Consider the following 20,551-nt stretch of genomic DNA (forward strand, 5'->3'; position numbering starts at 1 on the left):
GTCAGCGCGCGGATTGCCGCCGGCAAGCGCGAAAAATGGGGCATGGCGTGCGTGCTACCATTTCTCGATGTTCGATCCCGTCATTCGAAGTATTGACTCATGAATTCCGAGACACTTACAGCCGCACCGCCTACCGAACTCGTCATTGCCTCGCGCGAGAGCCGTCTCGCGATGTGGCAGGCGCAGTTCGTGCGTGATGCGCTGCGGAAATTATATCCATCTTGCGACGTCCGCATTCTCGGAATGACGACCCGCGGCGATCAAATTCTCGACCGAACGTTGTCGAAGGTCGGCGGCAAGGGGCTTTTCGTCAAGGAACTCGAAAACGCGCTGGCCGATGGCAGGGCCGATCTCGCCGTGCATTCGCTCAAGGACGTCCCGATGGCATTGCCGGCAGGTTTCGCGCTTGCCGCCGTGATGGAGCGGGAAGATCCGCGCGACGCGTTCGTCTCCAACGAGTACGATTCGCTCGCCGCACTGCCGCCGGGCAGCGTCGTGGGCACTTCGAGCCTACGGCGCGAGGCGATCTTGCGTTCCCGCTATCCGCACCTCGTCGTCCAGCCGCTGCGCGGCAATCTCGACACGCGGCTCGCCAAGCTGGACCGTGGCGATTACGCCGCGATCATCCTCGCCGCGGCGGGGTTGAAGCGGCTCGGGCTTGCCGCGCGGATCCGCGCCTGGCTCGACGTCGACGATAGCCTGCCGGCCGCGGGGCAAGGCGCGCTCGGCATCGAGATCCGCGCCGGCCGGCCCGAGCTCGAAGCTTGGCTCGCGCCGCTCAAGCATGAGCCCACACGGCTCGCCGTCGAGGCGGAGCGGGCCGTCTCGCGCGCGCTCGGCGGCAGCTGCGATGTCCCGCTCGCCGCGCATGCGAGCTGGCAGGGCGATCAATTGCACCTTGCAAGCCACGTGTCGATGCCCGACGGCAGCCGCCCCGCGTTCGCGCAGGCGTCGGCGCAGGTCGCGAACGTGGCCGATGCGCTCGCACTCGGCGATGCGGTCGCCCGTTCGCTCGAGGCGCAAGGCGCGCTCGCGGTCGTGGCCGAACTGGCGGCGGCGCGCGGCGCCGAGCCGGCGCCCTGACGCCGCATGTCGATGCCGAGCATCGAGCCTGGCGCTTTGCCGTTTCCCGAACGTGCCGGCGTCAAGCGCTTCACGGCCGTGCTGACGCGCCCGGCTGGACAATCCGCCGCCCTTGCCGCGACGCTCGAGCGAGACGGTATCGCGGCGCTCGACTTTCCTTTGATCGAGATCGCGGCGGCATTGGACGACGGGCCGGTTCGCGCGGCATTCGCGTCGCTCGAGCGCTACGGGCTGGTGGTCTTCGTCTCGCCGAACGCGATCGAGCGCGCGCTTGGAGCCGTGCCGGGTTTGGCTTGGCCGGCAACGGTGCCGATCGGCGTCGTCGGTCCCGGCAGCGTGGCCGAGCTGGCCCGTCATGGGATTGCCTCCCCGGCATACCAGGTGATCGCGCCGGCCGGCGCGCAAGCCGAGAACGGCGAGGCGGCCGCGCGCTTCGATTCGGAAGCGCTGTTTGCCGCGATTTCCGCGAAGCTCGGTCTAGCCGCGCTGCGCGACCGGCCCGTGCTGATCGTGCGCGGGGACGGCGGGCGCGAATGGCTCGCCGATCGCCTGCGCGAGGCGGGCGCGCAAGTCGAGGCCGTCTGCGCGTATCGGCGAATCGTGCCAGAGCCGTCCGCCGACGCTTGGGCTCGCGTTCGTGGGCTGCTGCGTGGCGCACCGCATGCTTGGCTGCTCACGAGCTCCGAAGGCGTGCGCAATCTGGACGCGCTCGCTCGTGCCGCGCTCGACGCTGCGGAGCGCGAAGCGCTGCTGCGCGCGCCGCTCGTCGTGCCGCACCCGCGCATCGCCGAAACGGCGCGGGCGGCGGGTTTTGATACGATTACGGCATCCGGCCCCGGCGATGCGCGCATCCTCGCGGCCTTGCGCGCTTTATCCGCATCGTCTCGCGCCTCATTCGAACCACCGGCCAAGGCCGTCATGGCCCCGGCCCCTTCCTCGACGCATCCGCGCATGACTGATACGAACCAAGAATCGTCTTCCGCCCCGTTCCCGCCGGCCGCCACGCCCCCGTTTCCGCCCCCGATGCCGCCGGTCTACGATGCCCGGCGTCGTCGCGCTAGCGGTTGGGTTTGGATCGCCGTGATCTTGCTCGCCGTGGCGACCGGCGTGGCGGCGTTCGCCTTCAACCGCAAGCTCGATCGGCTCGATACCCGGCTCGCCGCGCGCCAGCAGGCGCTCGATGCGCAGACGTCCGAGTTGCGCGCGAAGACCGACCAGGCCGCAGCGGCAGCGCACGAGGCCGAGGTGGAGTTGCAGCAGCTGCAGGGCAAGCTCGCCGATGCGCAAACGGCGCAGCAGGCCTTGCAGCAGCAGTACCACGATCTTGCGAGCAATCGCGATGACTGGACCCTGGCCGAAGTCGAGCAGATGCTGTCGAGCGCGAGCGAGCAACTGCAACTCACGGGCAACACGCAGCTCGCCTTGTTCGCGCTGCAAAGTGCCGATACGCGTCTCGCCGCTTCGTCGAACCCGCAAGCACTCGTCGTGCGGCGCGCGATCGCGCAGGACATCGATAAGCTCAAGGCCGCGCCGTCGACCGATCTGACGGGGCTTGCGATCAAGCTCGACGACGCCATCGGCGAGATCGACACGCTGCCGCTGCTCGGCGAAGCGCCGAGCGGGCACCAGGAGGTGCCTGCCGGGGCTTCGGCGCCGGCCACGGCGAGCGCTCCCGTCGCGGGCGAATCGCGCGTCGCGCACTGGTGGCGCGTGCTTTCCGCCGCTGTCGGCGATGAGATCAAGGGCCTCGTGCAAGTGCGCCGGCTCGACAATGCCGATGCCATGCTCAACTCGCCGCAGCAGGGCGAGTTCATTCGCGACAACGTGAAGCTGCGGCTGCTGTCGGCGCGCTTGGGATTGCTCTCGCGCAATCAGGCGACGCTCGAATCGGATCTGAAGGCGGCCGATGCGGCGCTCGCGCGCTATTTCGACGGCGCGTCGAAGCGGACCCAAACCGTGCGCGCGTTGATCAAGGACGTGGAGCACGGTGCGGCGGCGGTGGAGCTGCCGAACTTGAACACGAGCCTGCAGGCCGTTCACAACTACAAGAGCCGAGGCTGACGATGGCGCTCAGAGGACTCTTGTGGCTCGCGTTGCTGTTCGTGCTCGCGGTCGTGCTGGCCACGGTCGGCCATTTCGACGCCGGCCAGGTGCTGATCGTCTATCCGCCGTATCGGATCGACGTGGCGCTCAATCTCGTCGTAGTGGCGGTGATCGCGCTGTTCATCGTTCTATACGCGCTGATTCGCCTCGCGCGCAACGTCTGGACGATGCCGCAGCGCGTGGCCCGCTATCGCGTGCGCGCGAAAGAGGCGAAGGCGCACGCGGCGTTGCGCGAGGCCATCGGCAATCTCTATGCGGGGCGGTTCTCGCGGGCGGAGAAGGCGGCTCGAGAAGCGCTGTCGCTCGAATCGAACAAGGGCGCGGCGGGGCTCATCGCCGCCGTGGCCGCTCACCGGATGCGCGAATACGTGCGCCGGGACGAATGGCTCGGTGCGATCGATGCGGCGGATTGGCAGGACGCGCGCCTGATGGCCAGCGCCGACATGCGTGCAGACGGCCGCGATCCCGATGGGGCGCTCAATGCGTTGACGGAGATGCAAGCGCAGGGCACGCGCCGCATCCATGCGCAGCAAATCGCGCTGCGGGCGCAGCAGCAGTTGAAGAATTGGGCCGAGGTACTCAAGCTCGTGAAGACGCTGGAAAAGCGCGAGGCGCTGCACCCGGCAGTCGCCGTGCGTTTGCGCCAGCAAGCCGCGGAGAACCTGCTGCGCGATCGCCGTCACGATCCCGATGCGCTGCTCGCGCTTTGGAATTCGCTCGCGCCGGTGGAGCGTCAATCGCCGCGTTTGGCCGACTTGGCTGCCGAGCTCCTGATTGCTTTGAACCGCCACCAGGAAGCGCGCAAGATCGTCGAGGAAGCCTTGACGCACAACTGGGATGCGCGGCTCTTGCGCCGCTACCCGGAGACGGCGCAAGCCGATGCATTGCAGCTGATTCAAAAGGCGGAAGCGTGGCGCAAGGAGCGTCCCGAGGATCCCGATTTGATGTTCACGCTGGGCCGCCTATGTTTGCATCAGCAGCTATGGGGCAAAGCGCAATCGTTCCTCGAATCGGCGTTGCGGCTCGCCGACGACAACGATGCGCTCGTCATCCGCACGCATCGAGCGCTCGCTCGGCTGTTCGAACAGCTTGGCGACACCGAGCGTGCGGCCGAGCACTATCGGGCGAGCGCGCTGGCGATGAAGATCGTTTAGTCGACGGCGGAGCACGCTTGGCGGACGTACTCCCGGCTAGCGCGCTTCGGCGTTACTCGATCCTGAAGGCGTAGTCGCGGATGTTGCTCGCGTCGAGGGGCTGCCGGGTCACCGGATGCAGCGACTTCGTCTCGAGGTATTGCGCCAGCTTTGCCAGGTCCATGAAGACGGGCTCTTTATTGACGTCGGCGCTAAAGGCGGCTTCCGCTGGATCCGAGGGCATTGGAACCAAGGCGATCACACGCTGTGCGGGATCGCTCGTCGAGAGCGGTCCTCCGAACATGCAGTGCGTCGCCTCATCCGCGCTGTGGGTTGCCGCATCCTTGAACCCCATGCGCTCGGCGTCGTCTTTGGAAATCGAGCGCAAGTCGTTGAACGCCGCGCTGATCTGTCCTCCCAACGTGGCGTGCTCGAGCGCGCGTTCAAGCGCCGCGGCTAGCGGATCGCTCTCGCTGATCTCTGCGTACTCCCGCATGGCCGGAAAGTGCTGCTGCAAAATTCCAAGCGCGCGCCGGTGCATGCTGATTTGCCGCCGATGCACCAACGTCGAAAAATCTCGGTGAAAGCCGCGCAGATCGAATCCGGCGTTGCGAAGCTCCGCCACGATGCTCGCGGCCTGCGCCTCATGCGCGGATGGGGGTGCCGGCTGCGGCGTCTGGGCAGCTCGCGCAGGCGATCTCGGAGGCGCGGCCTGAGCCGCCCGGGTGGAAGACCCAGCCCGCGATTCCGGCGTCGGGGCACTTCGAGCGGGCGATCTCGCAGGCGCGGCCTGAGCGGCCCGGCTGGATGACGCACCCCGCGATTCCGACGTTTCTCGCGCGAGGTGATCGAGAAGCGCCGCGGCGAGCCGATTGCCGCTGAGGCCTACTTCGAGCACGTTCGGGAAGTGATGCAGCAAAACGCTCATCGCCTGCCGCTCGAAGTTCACCGGATGCCCCTGCGTCGAGGCGAGGATATTGCGCCGGACGCGGGACAGATCGATGCCGGCATCGCGTAGTTGCTGGGTGATCGCCGCGACTTGCGCTGCGGTTCGGGATGAGCGCCCCGCCTGGGGCGCGAGCGTGCCTCGCGCCGGCGATGCCGGCAAGGCGTCGGCCGCTCGATCCGGTGGTTGAGCCGAGCCCCGCTCGAGTCGCGCCATGACTTCTTCGGCATGGCCACGCGACAAGGCTGGCGATCTTTGCAGCAATGCGGCCCCCGTGCGTGGGGCCGCGCGCGACGTCGACGTGCTCGCCTGCTCGCGTTCGTGCTGCGGACTTGCGCTTGGATTGCCCGATGCATGCGTCGACGATCCCGACCCCCGGAAAGGGCGCCGCAAAAAGCCGAGCAGGCCGTGGCGTTCCCGCCTGCCGGTGGCACTGCCGCCCGCGGGATCGGGACTGCGCGGCGGTGTGGCACTGCCGGTTTGCTCGTGCGACGGCGAGCCTATTGGGGTCCCTCTACCGATTCTGGGCATGGCACGTGATCCTCTGAAGCGACATCGTGGGTAGCGTGCAGACTAATCTCCGATTCGCCGACGGGCCTCCCCGTCGAGCGAAATTCATCGGACGGCGGCGAAGCGCGCACGAACGGGCTTCGAGCGTTACTCGATCCTAAAGGCGTAGTTCCGAATATTCTTCGCGGTGAGCGGTGCGTTGGTGATCGGATGCCTCGGCTGAGTCTGACCCGCGAGATATTTGGCCAACTCGTTCAGATCCATGAAAACGGGTTCTTTATTGAGTTCGGCACTATAGGCTTGCTTCTTCGGATCTGACGGTTGGGGAGCCAAACCGATTACTCGCTGGTTTGGATTGCCAAGTGAGAGCGGTTCTCCGAACAGGCAGTCCGTTGCTTCGCTCGCGCCGTGGGTGGCCGCGTCCTTGAAGCCCATCCGCTGCGCATCGGCCTTCGATATCGAGCGCAAGCCGCTAAACGGCGAGTCCTGTGCGCTGAGCCCCGGCGTCTCGGCCGGTGCCCATGCGATGCGCGCCATCACTTCTTTGCCGTGACCGCGCGTCAAAGCCGGTGAGCGTTGCAGGAGCGCGGCGGCCGTTCGAGGGGCGGTGTGCGACGCCGGCGCAGGCTCCGCTTGTTGCCGCGGGCTTGCGCTCGGACTTCCGGATGTGCGCGTCGACGATCCGGATCCGCGAAACGGACGCGCGAGCATGCCGAGCAGGCCGTGCCGTTCCCGCCTGCCGGCGGTGCCGACGGCGGCATTGGGGCTGCTTGGGGGCGTTGCGTGGTGGACGCTCTCTTGCGCGGGCGAGCTCGTTGGACTCCCTCTACCGATTCTGGGCATGGCTCACTCATCCTCTCAGGCGACATCGTGGGTACGATGTAGACTAATCGGTCTGCTTCGCCTGCCGTCCCGATCGCGCGAAATCCCTGGGACGGTGGAGAACGGCAGAGGTGAGGGAGACCGCGCCGCCCGGCTACTTGTCGACGAGCCGCGCGGGGACGCTGAGCGCGAGCGCGGCACCGAGCACCATGAAGGCCGCGAGCATGTACATGCCCGAATCGTTTGCGCCCGTGACCTGTTTGAGCCAGCCCACGGCGTAGGGGCTCAGAAAGCCGGCGAGATTGCCGATCGAATTGACCATCGCGATGCCGGCCGCCGCACCGGCGCCCGCGAGGAACGCCGTCGGCAGGCTCCAGAACAGCGGCAGCGACGTGATGATGCCGGCCGTGGCGAGCGTCAGTGCGGCCATCGCGAGCGCGGTGTCGTGCGCCCAGGTGACCGACAGCACGAGCCCGATCGCGCCGGCGAGGCCGGGCAGCGCGACGTGCCAACGCCGCTCGCGGCGTTTGTCGGCGCTGCGTGCGACGACGATCATGGCGACGACGGCCGCTGCGAACGGAATGGCCGACAGCAAGCCGATTTGGAATGCATCTTTCACGCCCGTCGCCTTGATGATCGTCGGCAGCCAGAAGCTCACGCCGTACAGGCCCATCACGAACGACAGATAAATGAAGCTCATGAGCCAGACTCGCCCGCTCGCGAGCACGGTGCGAAGCGGCATGTCTTCCTTGCCGGCGTCTTCAGCGCCGATGTTGCGTTCGAGCAGTTGCTTTTCTTCGCTGCTGAGCCACTTGGCATTGGCGATGCGGTCGTCGAGTACGAAGAACACGAGCACGCCCGCCAGCACCGACGGCAACCCTTCGAGCAAGAACAGCCACTGCCAGCCTTGCCAGCCGTTCGCGCCGTTGAATGATTTGAGGATGTAGCCCGACACGGGGCCGCCGACGACGCCGGACAGCGCCACCGCCGTCATGAACCACGTCGTCATGCGTCCGCGCCGATGCGCCGGATACCAGTAGGTCAGGTACAGGATGATGCCGGGAAAGAAGCCGGCCTCGGCAAGCCCCAGCAGGAACCGCATGGCGTAAAACATGGCGGGCGTCGTGACGAACATCGTGAGCATCGAAATCACGCCCCATGACACCATGATCCGCGCGATCCAGAGCCGCGCGCCCACGCGATGAAGGATCAAGTTGCTCGGAATTTCGAATAGGAAGTAGCCGAGGAAGAAGATGCCGGCGCCGAGGCCGTAGACGGCGTCGCTCAAGTGCAGTGCTTGCGCCATCTGCAGCTTCGCGAAGCCGACGTTGACGCGGTCGAGGTAAGCGACGAGATAGCAGACGAGCAGCAGCGGCAACAGCCGCCACGACACCTTGCGGTAGGTCGCGGTTTCGAAACTTGCCGGCGGCGCGCCGGCGCCGGGCATCGCGAGCGGATCGACAGGGTTGGGACTAGCCATGTTCGTTGTCTCCTCTTCGTTGTGATGATGGGGTGAAGCGCCGAGCGAGCGTTCGGCCCTACGGATCAGACACAGCGCCCGCCGTCGACTTCGAGGCTCACGCCGGTGATGAACGCGGCCTCGTCCGAGGCGAGATAAAGCGCGGCATTCGCGACGTCCTGCGGCGTCGAGAAACGGCCGAGCGGGATGCCGGCGAGAAAGCGCTGGCGGTTTTCGGGGGTGTCTTCGCAGCCCATGAACTCGGCGAGCAGCCCCGTCGCGCCGATGACGGGATTCACGCAGTTCACGCGGATGCGGTCGGGCCCGAGCTCGGCGGCGAGCGCGCGGCTCGCGACGACGACGGCGCCTTTGCTGCCGTTGTACCAAACGAGGCCCGGGCGCGGACGCACGGCGGCCGTCGAGGCGATGTTCACGAACGCGCCGCCGCCGCGCTCGCGAAAGTACGGCACGAATGCCTGCACGCTCCAGTAGATGCTTTTGACGTTGACGGCGTAGACGCGGTCGAACTCGGCTTCCGTCACTTCCAGCACGGGCTTGTTGCGATGGGTCGTTCCCGCGTTGTTGACGACGATCTGCACGCTGCCGAAGTCGTCGATCGCCGCCTCGCGCAGTGCGTGCCAGTCGTCGATGCGCGTGACGTCGCCCGCGACCGCGATCGCACGGCCGCCGGCCAAGGCGATTTCGCTTGCGACGCGTTCGGCGGCGGCCGCGTTGAGATCGTTGACGACGACGTTCGCCCCTTCGCGCGCGAACGTCTTGGCGATACCCTCGCCGAAGCCCGAGCCGGCGCCCGTGACGACGGCCGTTTTACCCTGCAACCGCATGGTGTCATCCTCCTGACCTTATCGGCCTTTTCGATGGATCGTTCCCCGCTGTGCTTCGCTGTGCCGCGTTTGCATTCGGCCGGTGCCGAACCTCATCGGCGAACCCGCGTTCGAACCCGGATTCGTCGAGCCCGCCGTTCGGCCTAACCGTGCCGAATCGCGATCGTCTTGAGCGTGGTGAAACCGTAGAGCGCCTCGAATCCCTTTTCGCGCCCGTGGCCCGATCGGCCCGTGCCGCCGAACGGCAGCTCGACGCCGCCGCCCGCGCCGTAGTTGTTGATGAAGACTTGCCCCGCGCGCAGGCGCCGGGCGAGGCGCAATTGACGCGCGCCGTCGCGCGTCCAGACGCCGGCGACCAGCCCGTAGCGCGTGCCGTTCGCGAGCGTCAGGGCTTGCGCCTCGTCATCGAAGGGCAGTGCGGCGAGCACGGGCCCGAAGATTTCCTCTTGGGCGATGCGGTGCTCGGCGGGTACATCGGTGAACAACGTCGGCGCTTGGTAGAAGCCGCCGCGCGGCGCGTCGGCCACGATTTGCCCCCTAGCCGCGAGACGAACGCCATCGCGCTCGGCATCGGCGACGCATTGCGCGACGCGCGCATGCTGCTTGGCGTTGATGAGTGGGCCGCAGTCGAGGTCGCTCGTGCTCGGTCCGACACGCAGTGCTTCGAACGCCGCGGCGAGGCGCTCGACGAGCGGCCCGTAGGCCGCGCGCTCGATCAGCACTCGGCTTCCCGCCGAACAGGTTTGACCGGCGTTCTGCACGATGGCGGCCACGAGGGTCGGCAACGCCGCGTCCAGATCCGCGTCGGCGAATACGATTTGCGGCGATTTGCCGCCGAGCTCGAGCGTGACCGGGGCATGATGCTCGGCCGCCCATTGCGCGACGAGGGTGCCCACGCTCGGCGAGCCGGTGAACGAAACGTGATCGATGCCCGGATGGCGCGCGAGCGCCGCGCCGGCTTCCGTGCCGTAGCCTGTGACGACGTTGAGCGCGCCGTCGGGCAAGCCGGCTTCGGCCGCGAGCGCCGCCACGTGCAGCAGTGACAGGCAGGCGTCCTCCGCGGGTTTGACGACACAGGCGTTGCCCGCCGCGAGTGCCGCGCCGACGCTGCGCCCGAAGATCTGCATCGGGTAGTTCCACGGCACGATATGACCGGTGACGCCATGCGGCTCGCGCACGGTCATGACCGTGTAGCCGGAGTGATAGGGGAGCGTTGCGCCATGCAGCTTGTCGCAGGCGCCGGCATAGAACTCGAAGTAGCGGGCGAGGGCGGCGGCATCCGCGCGCGCCTCGCGCAGCGGCTTGCCCGTGTCGCGCGCCTCGAGTTGCGCGAGCTCTTCGCCGCGGGCCGCCACGAGCATCGAGAGCCGGTAGAGCACGCGGCCGCGCTCTGCAGTGCTGAGCAGCCCCCACGCACCATCGTAGGCGCGGCGGGCGGCGGCGACGGCCGCGTCGACGTCGGCGGCGTTGCCGCGCGCGATGCGCGCGAACGGTTGACCGTCGGACGGATCGATCACGTCGATGGACTCGCCGCCGGCCGCCAGGGCCCAATCGCCGCCGACGAAGTGCTTCGCTTCTTCCATGTGAGGCTCCTCTTGTCAGTCAGAACCGTCAGTCGAAACGTTACCAAGGGCCGATTATGGCGCTATCCGTACGTAAAGTGGTATGCATCGCTCGGCTATAATGGCGCGCAACGCATCCACCCCTACCTCAAGAGAACGCCATGAGCTTCAATCACGTCCCCGCGGGCAAGGATCTTCCGCAAGACTTCAACGTCGTCATCGAAATCCCGGCGCAAAGCGACCCGGTCAAGTACGAGGCGGACAAGGAACTCGGCCTGCTCGTCGTCGACCGTTTCATCGGCACGGGCATGCGCTACCCGGTGAACTACGGCTACATCCCGCAAACGCTGTCGGGCGACGGCGATCCGGTCGACGTGCTCGTCATCACGCCGTTCCCGCTGATTCCGGGCTGCGTCGTGCGCTCGCGCGCGCTCGGCATGCTGCAAATGACCGACGAATCGGGCGTCGATGCGAAGCTCGTCGCGGTGCCGCACGACAAGCTGTGCCCGATGACGGCGCACATGAAGTCGATCGACGACGTGCCGGGCTACCTCAAGGATCAGATCAAGCACTTCTTCGAGCAATACAAGGCGCTCGAAAAGGGCAAGTGGGTCAAGGTCGAAGGTTGGGCCGGCATCGATGCCGCGCACCAGGAAATCACCGAAGGCGTCGCGAACTTCAAGAAGTAAGCACGGACGCGAGCGTTCGCGTGCCGGCCGCAAGCGCGCGCTTGTCGGCCGGCGAGAGCTGCTTGACCCGATATTCGGCGCGCAATGCGCTCGAATGGTCGGCAAGCTCGAACGAAGCCAGGAGCGCGACGGGCTTGCGCGAACGCGTGTAGCGCGCGCCCTTGCCGGCCACGTGCTTGACGTAGCGCGCTTGAACATCGGTGGCGATGCCCGTATAGACGCTGCCGTCCTCGCATTCGATCAGGTAGAGAAACCAGGTCATCGTGGAAATCGATAATCGATCTTTCGCGCCGGGGCGCAAGGCCGCCGGGCGCTAACCGCGTTTCCTGAACGGATCGTGCTCGCGCAACTCGTCGACGTGCGCATGGATCAGATTCGCTTCGTTGTCGAGAAACCGCGCAACCGCATCGGAAAACGCAGGGTGGGCGAGCCAATGCGCCGAATGCGTGACCGTCGGCATGAAGCCGCGCGCCATCTTGTGCTCGCCTTGCGCGCCGCCCTCGAACACGGCGAGCTTTTCTTCGATACAAAACTCGAGCGGCTGATAGTACGCGGTTTCGAAGTGCAGGCAGGGGACGTGTTCCACGGCGCCCCAGTAGCGGCCGTAGAGCGTGCCGCCCGTTTTGTCGCCGCGCTGATAGACGAGCAGCGAGCTCGCGATCGGCCGCCCTTCGTGCTCGGCGATGACGAGCAGCAGGTTCTCGGGCATCGATTGCCCGATCGAGCGGAAGAAATCGAGGTTCAGATACGGCGACGAAAAGTGCTCGCGGTACGTTTGCCGGTAGCAGCGGCTGAAGAAGCGCCAATCCGCATCCGTCGCATCCTCGCCGCGCACGCGCCGCAGCGTGACGCCGGCATCGTGCACCTTGCGCCGCTCGGCCCGGATGTTCTTGCGCTTTTTCTGCTCGAGCGTCGAGAGGAAATCGTCGAAGTCGCGGTAGCCGTCGTTGAGCCAGTGGAACTGAATGGCTTCGCGCCGCATCATGCCCAGTTCCGCGAGTGCCGCTGCGTCGCGTTCGGTCGGAAACAGCACATGCAGCGACGACACGTCCGACTGCTCCGCGAGCGCGATCAACGTTGCCGCGAGCCGGCGACGCGCGGCATCGTCGACGGCGATGAGCCGCGTGCCTTGCACGGGCGTGAACGGCACGGCGCAAACGAGCTTCGGATAGTACGCGAGGCCGTTGCGCTGATAGGCGTCGGCCCACGCCCAGTCGAACACGTACTCGCCATAGGAGTGGCTCTTCACGTAAAGCGGCGCCGCCGCGGCCAGCGCGCCCGTTTGCGCATCCACGAGCGTGACGAAGCGCGGCCCCCAGCCCGTCTCCTCGGTCGCGCATTGCGTGCTCGTCAACGCGCTCAGGAATTCATGGCGCAGGAACGGCGTGGGCTGCTCCTGGCGCGCGACGAGCGCGTTCCATTCGCGCGCGTCGACTTCATCCGGCGAGGCGATGAGCCCCATGCGATAATCGATGCGTTCCTGTTTCAACTGTCTAACCGTGTTCTTCGGGACGGCGCGAGGCATCCGCGGTTCTCGCGTGCCCGTCGTTCGTCGCTCATCGTTCGTTCCGCCGAGTCATCCGGCCCTGCCGGCCGCTTGCCGCTCATTGCCATGAAGACCCGTATTGCTTTAGCCCAAATCAACGTCACCGTCGGCGACTTCGCCGGCAACATCGCGAAGATCGTCGATTGCGCGCGGGCCGCGCATCGCGACGGTGCGAGGCTCCTGATCACGCCCGAGCTTTCGCTCTCCGGCTATCCGCCCGAAGATTTGCTGCTGCGCCCCGCCTTTTATGCCGCGAGCGCCGCGGCGCTCGCCGAATTGGCCGAAGCGCTGCGCCCGCTTTCGGGGCTGCACGTGCTCGTCGGCCATCCTCACCGCGCGAACGAAGCGGGCGCGGCGCGCGATCATGGTAATGCAAACCGGCCGATTCGGCGCGGCGCACCGCCCGTCGATACCTACAATGCCGCTTCGTTGATCGCCGACGGACGAATCGTCGGCACGTACATGAAGCAGGACCTGCCGAACACCGAGGTATTCGACGAAAAACGCTACTTCGCATCGGCTACCCATCCGTTCGTTTTCTCGCTCGACGGCGTGACGTACGGGGTCATCATCTGCGAAGACGCCTGGCATGCGTCGGCCGCGCAGCTCGCGAAAGCCGCGGGCGCGCAGGTGCTGCTGATTCCGAACGGCTCGCCGTTCCATATGAACAAGGAAGCCGTGCGCGTGGACATCGCGCGCTCGCGCATTGCGGAAACGGGTCTGCCCGTCGTCTACGTGAACCTCGTCGGCGGGCAAGACGAGCTGATCTTCGATGGAGGCTCGTTCGTGCTCGATGGGCAAGGCCAAATGGCCGCGCGGATGCCGCAGTTCGTCGAAGGCCATGCGATCGTCGAATTCGAAGATGGCCGGCCGCTCCCAGGGGAAATCGCGCCGGCCGAATCGCTCGAGGCGCAGGTCTATGCGGCGCTCGTGCTCGGCGTGCGCGACTACATCGGCAAGAACGGTTTTCCGGGCGCGATCATCGGGCTCTCGGGCGGCGTCGATTCGGCGCTGGTGCTGGCCGTTGCCTGCGACGCGCTCGGTGCCGAACGTGTGCGCGCCGTCATGATGCCGTCGCGCTACACGGCCGATATTTCCACGTCCGATGCGGCGGAGATGGCGCGGCGCGTCGGCGTGCGCTACGACGAAATCGCCATCGCGCCGATGATGGAAGCGTTTCGCGGCGCGCTGGCCGGCGAGTTCGAAGGCCTGCCCGAAGATGCGGCCGAGGAAAACATCCAAGCGCGCATTCGCGGCACGCTGCTCATGGCGCTCTCGAACAAGTTCGGCTCGCTCGTGCTGACGACGGGCAACAAGAGCGAAATGGCCGTCGGCTATTGCACGCTCTACGGCGACATGGCGGGTGGCTTCGCCGTCATCAAGGATATTGCGAAGACGCTCGTCTATCGCCTTTGCCATTACCGCAACGCCGCGGCGCTGTTCACCAAGCGCGACGTGATCCCCGAGCGCATTCTCACGCGCGCGCCGTCGGCCGAGCTGCGTGAGAACCAGACCGACCAGGACAGCCTGCCGCCCTACGAAGTGCTCGATGCGATCATGCGCATGTACATGGAAGAGGACGCATCGCTGGCCGAGATCGTCGCGGCCGGCTATGCGCGCGAGGACGTCGCGCGCGTCACGCGGCTCATCAAGCTCAACGAGTACAAGCGGCGCCAGGCGCCGATCGGCATTCGTGTCACGCACCGCGCATTCGGGCGCGACTGGCGCTATCCGATCACCTCACGCTTCACCGAGCCGATTCGATGAGTTCGCGGCGGCGCCGGGCTTTCGGCGCCGCAAGGTAGAATCGATCACCTTCTTTGTCGGATTTCCACGAGGCATACCATGAAACGCATCACCGCCATCATCAAACCGTTCAAGCTCGACGAAGTCCGTGAAGCGCTGGCCGAAGTCGGGCTGACGGGGCTGACCGTCACCGAGGTCAAGGGTTTCGGTCGTCAGAAAGGCCACACCGAGTTGTATCGCGGCGCCGAATATGTCGTCGATTTCCTGCCGAAGGTGAAGATCGAGGTGGTCGTGGCGGCGGCGCAATGCGATCAAGTCATCGACGCGATCATCGGCGCCGCGCGCACGGGCAAGATCGGCGACGGCAAGATTTTCGTCACCGAAGTCGAGCGTGTCGTTCGGATACGCACGGGTGAGGAGAACGAAGCGGCGGTTTGACGAACGCGTTCGTCGATCATCCGCCGCATGAGGCGGCGGGCCATTCGCCGCAGGCGCGGATGGCGCTTGCTGTAGGCTTGCGTGATTAGGGTATAGTCACGCAGCCCAACCGGCGCAGGCCGGTACGAAGCACACAATAAAAACGTAGATACAAAAAAAAAGGTGCGACGCCCTGACGGACACCGCACCGATACGCGCCTCTCGCAGCAGCGTGAAACTTGAAACTGTAAAACTGGGTTAAGTCTGTTCTTCTAGGCTACGCCGCTCGTTTAGAACGAGTGTTGAATGCCGGCGTAGACGCCCGATTGGCTGTGGCCGGCCAGCGGGTTGTCCGCATTGCCGATGCCGTTCGCTTCCAGGCTGAAGTTCGCGTTCTTGCTGTTGCGGACCGTTGCGATCTGGATGTCGAGCAGCGTGCGCTTGGACAGGTTGTACGTGCCACCGATCGTGTACATCGTCGCGTTGCCCGCACCGTTGTTGCCGTTCACGTGATAGACAGCGGCGATTGCAGCAGCAGCCGGCGTGGCTTGCCACGTCACGCCACCCCACTCATGATCGAGCGTCGACGGAACGCCAAGGACCGTGACGTTGCCCGACGTGCGGATCGCCTGATAGGCGCCGGACAGCTTGAACTGACCGAGGAACACGTTCGCGGCTGCCGTATATTCGCGGGAATAGTTGAACGCACCGCTCGGCGTCGTGTTGTTCGGATTGAGGGCTGTACCGTTCAGCGTACCGTTCGTCGGGTTGCGGATTTCGTCATAGATGCCGCGCACTTGGAACAGCGAGTTCGTGTACGTCAGTTGCAGACCGGCTTCACGACCTTGACCGCTCGGGTTGTTGCCGTTCCAGTTCGTCGTGTTCGACAGCGAGTACTGACCGTAGAAATCGAAGCCGCCCCACTTCGGCGATTGGTACGCGAAGTTGTTGCTCGACTGCGGCCAGTTGCGGCCACGCACGAGCGATGCCGACGACCAGCTCGATTGACCGAACGGGTCGAAGTCCCACACGCCGTTCGAGATGAAGAGCATGCGGCCCATCGTGAACGTACCGTAGTTCGCGTTGGAGAGACCGACCGTCGCCCACCGATTGAAGAGGTTGCCCTGGGCTGCACCGTTCATCAGGCCAAAGCCGTTTTCCAACTTGAACACGACTTGGTTGCCGCCGCCGATGTCTTCAACGCCCTTCATGCCCCACAGGCTCGTGCCCCAGTCGCCGCCCTCAGCGCGGAAACGCGAGCTCGAACCGCCGCCCGTGGCATTGGGGATGCCCGTCATGTACTCGATACCTCCGTCCAAGCGGCCATACAACGTCACGCTGCTTTGAGCGTGAGCGATGACGCCAGCCGACATGAGCGCTGCGGCGAGCAAAGCTTTCTTCATCTTCTCCTCCATTACCCTGTCAAAAGTGAAGCCACTACTGCGAATAGCGCTCGGGCGAGAGCATCGCCCGAGCGGGAATCCGTATCAGGGAGATCCGTCGGAACACGCGAGGACGAGCTGCGGGCTGGGTGAGCCGGACGCGCTGCGCTCGGGTTCGAGGCCGCTCGTGGGGCGGTGTCTCCTCGTTTGAAGTAAAACTACATTTGCAGAACTTTGTTTTGCTACTTTGGTTACTAATTTAGCAAAAATACATCCCTGTGGCCAAGCAAATCGTAGTCTCGCTAGAAGATGTCTCTTAATTGCCATATTCATATGCTGGGACGGCCTGCGGGGGCGCCCCCGAGGGCCTTGCAGGCCATAGCCGGACAAGGACGCACAGGTCCTGCGAACTTGTCGTCGAGGAATTTATGTATTGACGAGGAATATTGGTCAGAGTAGTTCTGTGCGGCTGCGCTCCGTGGCCGTGTTCGCGAATGGTGCGGGCAACAGTGCGCATCGAGGTGCTCATCCTCGACATGGGCGAGCCTTTCGGCTGCCTCGATGGGCTAGCGCTGAACGGGAGGGCGGCAGCGCGGTTTCAAACGTTCGCCAGGTCCGAACGAATCATGATGCAGTCCGCTTCGACCAGTATCGGAAAGTGGCCCGAGTTATTGGGAACGAACGCGCTCAGCGTAAAGCCCCCGTGCTCGTATTCCGTGATCGCGCCACGAAAGTCCACGGAGTCCGCGTACAACTTGGCGATCGCAAGCTCGCTCTGCAGGCCGAGAAACTCGCGGACGACGCCCAGCGAACTTTTGAAGATGTGGACGTCATAACCCTGCGTATCCATCTTCAGGAATGGCCGATGAAAAGCATGCTCCGCCTGAAGCCGGCGCAGCGCGCTCTCGAGGCGCTCCGTCTTGACGGTGATCGTCCTGCTCACGCAATTGGATTCGGTGAACAATTTGACGTCTTCATGATTCGGCGTGCTCAGCGAGCTGAACTGGCTCGCTTGCATGATGTTGAATTCGGCCGTTCCGTCCTTGTCCGAAATGGCAAGCTCATTGATGATCCATTTGCTGTCGCGCTCCGAGCGCTTGCGCAAAATGGCGGCATCGCTCGGGTTCGGTTCGAACGAAATAATGTAGCCCTTGAAGTCGGCCTTACGCCTGAGCATATCGGCATATTGCCCCTGGTTGGCGCCGATATCGAACACGCAGTCAATCTTCAGATGACTCAAAAGTCGTTTTAAATGAATTTGCTCCCATTTCGCATAAAGTTTCTGGGAATCGATCAAGTTGTGTTTGATTCTGGCTACGTTGGCCTTGATGGCGCTTATCATTCCAGATCCCTTTGCTTTTCATGAGCCCTGAAGCTGCCTTGGACGATCGAGGCGTCGGCAACGCGGCGCGCGGGCGGGAGCTAACGCCGCCCTTCGCCGTTCCCCGTGCGATGCAACACGCGAAGCCGGACTCGACAATCCGCCCGTCAACTATATAGAGTATTTTCCGAACGTCTATAGTTGTTTCTAGTGGTTCTTGGGCGTAAAGCCGTACATTTCGGCCAAAATAAATGCCCTGGGGAGCTCACCCCGGGCGGCCGTAAAAACGCGCTCGACGTTGCGTGCAAGCGCCTTACTTCAAACTACCCGACAAGAACTGGCGAAGGCGTTCGCTCCGCGTATTGCCGAATACTTCCTGCGGCGCGCCTTCCTCTTCCACGCGCCCTTGGTGGAGAAACATCACATGGTTTGACACGTTGCGCGCGAACCCCATCTCGTGCGTGACGACGATCATCGTCCGTCCTTCTTCGGCCAGCTTTTGCATGACCTTCAGCACTTCGCCGACGAGTTCGGGATCGAGCGCGGAGGTCGGCTCGTCGAACAGCATCACATCGGGATTCATCGCCAGCGCGCGCGCAATGGCCACACGCTGCTGCTGTCCGCCGGACAAATGCGACGGGTATTGCTTCTCGAGCCGAGGGGCGAGACCCACCTTCTCGAGATACGTGCGCGCCCGTTCTTCGGCTTCCTTGCGCGCAAGCCCCAGCACGTGCATCGGCGCTTCGATCACGTTCTCGAGCACGTTCATGTGCGCCCAGAGATTGAAGTGCTGAAACACCATCGACAGCTTCGTGCGAATGCGCTGCAATTGCTTCTGATCGGACACGCGCAGCGCACCCGCTTTGTCCTTGCCGGTCTTGACCTCTTCGCCGTCGACATAGATGCGCCCGGCGCTCGGTTGCTCGAGGAAGTTGATGCAGCGAAGCATCGTGCTCTTGCCCGAGCCCGACGAGCCGATGACGCTGATGACGTCGCCGGCGTTGGCCTTCAGGGAAACGCCCTTGAGGACTTCGTTGTTGCCGTAATGCTTGTGCAGGTCGTCGATGAAGAGCTTATGCATGAGTTACTTGCCTTGCGGGCGCAAATAGGCGAGCCAGCGCTTTTCGGCGCGGCGAAACAGTGCGACGAGCGCGAAGGAGATGCCCAGATAGAGCAGGGCCGCGATGCCGAACGCCTGGAACGATAGATACGTGGCCGAATTGGCATCGCGCGCGACCTTGAGAATGTCGGGCACGGTGGCCGTGAAGGCGACCGTCGTCGCATGCAGCATCAGGATCACTTCGTTGCTGTACAGCGGCAGCGCGCGCCGCAGTGCCGAGGGCAGGATCACGCGCCGATAGAGCGTGAACGTCGACATGCCGTAGGCGCGTGCGGCTTCGATCTCGCCGTACGCCGTGGCCTTGATCGAGCCGGCGAAGATTTCCGTCGTATAAGCGCAGGTGTTGAGCGTGAACGCGAGCAACGTGCAGTTCATGCCTTGGCGGAAAAACGCGTTCAGCAGCTCGTGATTGCGCACGACGTCGAGACTGTACAGGCCCGTGTAGCAGAGCAGTAGCTGGACGTAGAGCGGTGTGCCGCGGAAGATGTAGGTGTAGAGCCAGACGGCGCTCGACAGTACCTTGTTCTTCGATACCCGCGCGCAAGCGAGCGGCACCGACAGGCAAAAGCCGATGCCGATCGACACGACGAGCAGCCATAGCGTGATGGCCAGGCCCGTCGTCTGATAGCCGTCCGTGAAAAGGTAATTGCGCCAGTAGTCGTGAATCAGCTCGATCATGGTTTATAGCTCGGCTCTACGCACGCCGATCGAGTACCGCTTCTCGAGCCAGAGCAGCACGAGATTCGAAACCGTCGTGATCGCGAGATAGATCGCCCCGGCGATCAACGTGAAGAAGAAAAAGCGCAGCGTGCCCTTGCCAGCATCCTGCGAGGCTTTGACGACGTCGGCCAAGCCGATGATCGACACGAGCGCCGTGGCCTTGACCATCACCTGCCAGTTGTTGCCGATGCCGGGCAGGGCGAACCGCATCATCTGCGGGAACATGATGCGCGAGAACGTCTGCCAGCCGGTCATGCCGTAGGCCGCGCCCGCCTCGAGCTGGCCCCGCGGCACCGAAAGGAACGCACCGCGGAACGTTTCGGTGAAGTAGGCCCCGTAGATGAAGCCGAGCACGATCACGCCGGCCACGAACGGATCGATGTCGATTTGATCCCAGCCGAGCAAGTCGGTCAGATTGTTGATCCAGATCTGGATGCTGTAGAAGAGCAGCAGCATCAGCACGAGATCGGGCACGCCGCGCACGAGCGTGGTATAGACGGTGCCGATGCCGCTCGAGAGCCGGTTTTTCGACAGCTTCGCGGCCGCGCCGACGAGCCCCAGCACGAAGGCCAGTGCGAGCGACAGCAGCGACAGCTTGACGGTCTGCCAAGTGCCGGCGAGGATCAGCGGGCCGTAGCCTTGTAAGAACATGGTAGGAAGTGCGGTCCTTGACGGCGCGCGGATCGGCGCGCACCGCAAAACGAAATACTAAGCGGCCAAAAATGGTACGCCGCCCATATCGGAGCCAACGTGCCGTGGTCTAAGCGAGCAAACGAAGGCCGGATCCGGTCTTTTCTCCGACGCCGGCCGCCGCTTTGCACTGAGCGCGCCGCGGTGGACCGAACGCCGCCGCCCCACGAAAAGGGCGGCTGGCCGGAAAAGCGCGGTATTTTACCTGAAGCCGGCTGCGCTGCGACTGCGGGGAACCCCTGCTGCGCACCGCGTCGGCGAATCCGAGTGGAGAACGCCCAGCGGGAATGCGGCGAACGTCGCGACGCCCACGCTGCCGAGTCGCCGAAAAAAAAACGCCGCGCCGGTCGAAGCGGCGCGGCGTCGAGCGGTGGGGGGGGGGGGGGGGGGCGCGGGGGCGCGGGGCGGGGGGGGGGGGGGGGGGGGGGGGGGGGGGGGGGGGGGGCGGGGGGGGGGG

At 64.9% G+C, this 20,551-nt stretch carries 18 protein-coding genes; 6 read left to right on the forward strand and 12 right to left on the reverse strand.

Translation table 11 applies throughout. The features are described from left to right. The first annotated feature begins 99 nt into the window (after positions 1-99). The 3 genes from hemC to ACTHNZ_RS01390 are packed head-to-tail and all read left to right on the forward strand — an operon-like array spanning position 100 to position 4,340. Positions 100-1,083: a hydroxymethylbilane synthase gene (gene hemC / locus ACTHNZ_RS01380; RefSeq protein ID WP_440540695.1), complete on the forward strand. Its 984-nt coding sequence runs from the start codon at positions 100-102 to the stop codon at positions 1,081-1,083. 12 nt (positions 1,084-1,095) lie between these two features. After that, on the forward strand, positions 1,096-3,144 hold the full coding sequence (hemDX, locus tag ACTHNZ_RS01385) for a fused uroporphyrinogen-III synthase HemD/membrane protein HemX (protein ID WP_440540714.1): 2,049 nt from the start codon (positions 1,096-1,098) through the stop codon (positions 3,142-3,144). Positions 3,145-3,146: 2 nt separating this feature from the next. Next, complete coding sequence (locus ACTHNZ_RS01390) at positions 3,147-4,340, forward strand: heme biosynthesis protein HemY (RefSeq protein ID WP_440540696.1); 1,194 nt, start codon at positions 3,147-3,149, stop codon at positions 4,338-4,340. Positions 4,341-4,392: 52 nt separating this feature from the next. Here the strand turns inward: ACTHNZ_RS01390 and ACTHNZ_RS01395 are convergent, their stop codons facing one another. The 5 genes from ACTHNZ_RS01395 to ACTHNZ_RS01415 form a co-directional block, all read right to left on the reverse strand. Continuing rightward, positions 4,393-4,860, reverse strand: coding sequence for a hypothetical protein (locus ACTHNZ_RS01395; protein ID WP_440540697.1), 468 nt, complete (start codon positions 4,858-4,860; stop codon positions 4,393-4,395). Positions 4,861-5,922: 1,062 nt separating this feature from the next. Continuing rightward, entirely contained in the window at positions 5,923-6,339 is a 417-nt protein-coding gene (locus ACTHNZ_RS01400; protein WP_440540698.1) for a hypothetical protein, read from the reverse strand. A gap of 412 nt (positions 6,340-6,751) precedes the next feature. Further along, complete coding sequence (locus ACTHNZ_RS01405) at positions 6,752-8,044, reverse strand: MFS transporter (protein ID WP_440540715.1); 1,293 nt, start codon at positions 8,042-8,044, stop codon at positions 6,752-6,754. Between the two features lie 98 nt (positions 8,045-8,142). Then, positions 8,143-8,901 (reverse strand): SDR family oxidoreductase, encoded by a 759-nt coding sequence (locus ACTHNZ_RS01410; RefSeq protein ID WP_440540699.1) that lies wholly within the window; start codon positions 8,899-8,901, stop codon positions 8,143-8,145. 143 nt (positions 8,902-9,044) lie between these two features. Continuing rightward, on the reverse strand, positions 9,045-10,484 hold the full coding sequence (locus ACTHNZ_RS01415; RefSeq protein WP_440540700.1) for an aldehyde dehydrogenase family protein: 1,440 nt from the start codon (positions 10,482-10,484) through the stop codon (positions 9,045-9,047). Between the two features lie 140 nt (positions 10,485-10,624). Between ACTHNZ_RS01415 and ppa the strand changes: the two genes are divergently transcribed. Further along, positions 10,625-11,152 carry an inorganic diphosphatase gene (gene ppa, locus ACTHNZ_RS01420; RefSeq protein ID WP_440540701.1) on the forward strand — a complete coding sequence of 176 codons (528 nt, stop codon included), beginning with the start codon at positions 10,625-10,627 and terminating at the stop codon, positions 11,150-11,152. Here the strand turns inward: ppa and ACTHNZ_RS01425 are convergent. Both ACTHNZ_RS01425 and ACTHNZ_RS01430 read right to left on the reverse strand, forming a co-directional pair. After that, on the reverse strand, positions 11,142-11,414 hold the full coding sequence (locus ACTHNZ_RS01425; protein WP_440540702.1) for a GIY-YIG nuclease family protein: 273 nt from the start codon (positions 11,412-11,414) through the stop codon (positions 11,142-11,144). The genes ppa and ACTHNZ_RS01425 overlap by 11 nt on opposite strands. 51 nt (positions 11,415-11,465) lie before the next feature. Beyond that, positions 11,466-12,641, reverse strand: coding sequence for a GNAT family N-acetyltransferase (locus tag ACTHNZ_RS01430; RefSeq protein ID WP_440540716.1), 1,176 nt, complete (start codon positions 12,639-12,641; stop codon positions 11,466-11,468). A 123-nt stretch (positions 12,642-12,764) separates the two neighbouring features. On the opposite strand from ACTHNZ_RS01430, the gene ACTHNZ_RS01435 reads away from it, so the two are divergent. Next, a complete protein-coding gene (locus ACTHNZ_RS01435) occupies positions 12,765-14,465 on the forward strand; it encodes an NAD+ synthase (RefSeq protein ID WP_440540703.1) in 1,701 nt (566 codons plus the stop codon). Between the two features lie 78 nt (positions 14,466-14,543). After that, positions 14,544-14,882 (forward strand): P-II family nitrogen regulator, encoded by a 339-nt coding sequence (locus tag ACTHNZ_RS01440; RefSeq protein ID WP_440540704.1) that lies wholly within the window; start codon positions 14,544-14,546, stop codon positions 14,880-14,882. Between the two features lie 269 nt (positions 14,883-15,151). Here ACTHNZ_RS01440 and ACTHNZ_RS01445 read toward each other — a convergent pair whose 3' ends face one another. The 5 genes from ACTHNZ_RS01445 to ACTHNZ_RS01465 form a co-directional block, all read right to left on the reverse strand. Further along, entirely contained in the window at positions 15,152-16,264 is a 1,113-nt protein-coding gene (locus tag ACTHNZ_RS01445) for a porin (RefSeq protein ID WP_440540705.1), read from the reverse strand. 577 nt (positions 16,265-16,841) lie between these two features. After that, entirely contained in the window at positions 16,842-17,585 is a 744-nt protein-coding gene (locus ACTHNZ_RS01450) for an FkbM family methyltransferase (RefSeq protein WP_440540706.1), read from the reverse strand. Positions 17,586-17,877: 292 nt separating this feature from the next. Continuing rightward, positions 17,878-18,645: an ABC transporter ATP-binding protein gene (locus tag ACTHNZ_RS01455; protein WP_440540707.1), complete on the reverse strand. Its 768-nt coding sequence runs from the start codon at positions 18,643-18,645 to the stop codon at positions 17,878-17,880. 3 nt (positions 18,646-18,648) lie between these two features. Then, a complete protein-coding gene (locus ACTHNZ_RS01460; protein WP_440540708.1) occupies positions 18,649-19,362 on the reverse strand; it encodes an ABC transporter permease in 714 nt (237 codons plus the stop codon). A 3-nt stretch (positions 19,363-19,365) separates the two neighbouring features. Further along, on the reverse strand, positions 19,366-20,055 hold the full coding sequence (locus tag ACTHNZ_RS01465; protein ID WP_440540709.1) for an ABC transporter permease: 690 nt from the start codon (positions 20,053-20,055) through the stop codon (positions 19,366-19,368). Between the last annotated feature and the right edge of the window lie 496 nt (positions 20,056-20,551).

This window comes from Trinickia sp. (assembly GCF_051953955.1).
Lineage (GTDB): Bacteria > Pseudomonadota > Gammaproteobacteria > Burkholderiales > Burkholderiaceae > Trinickia.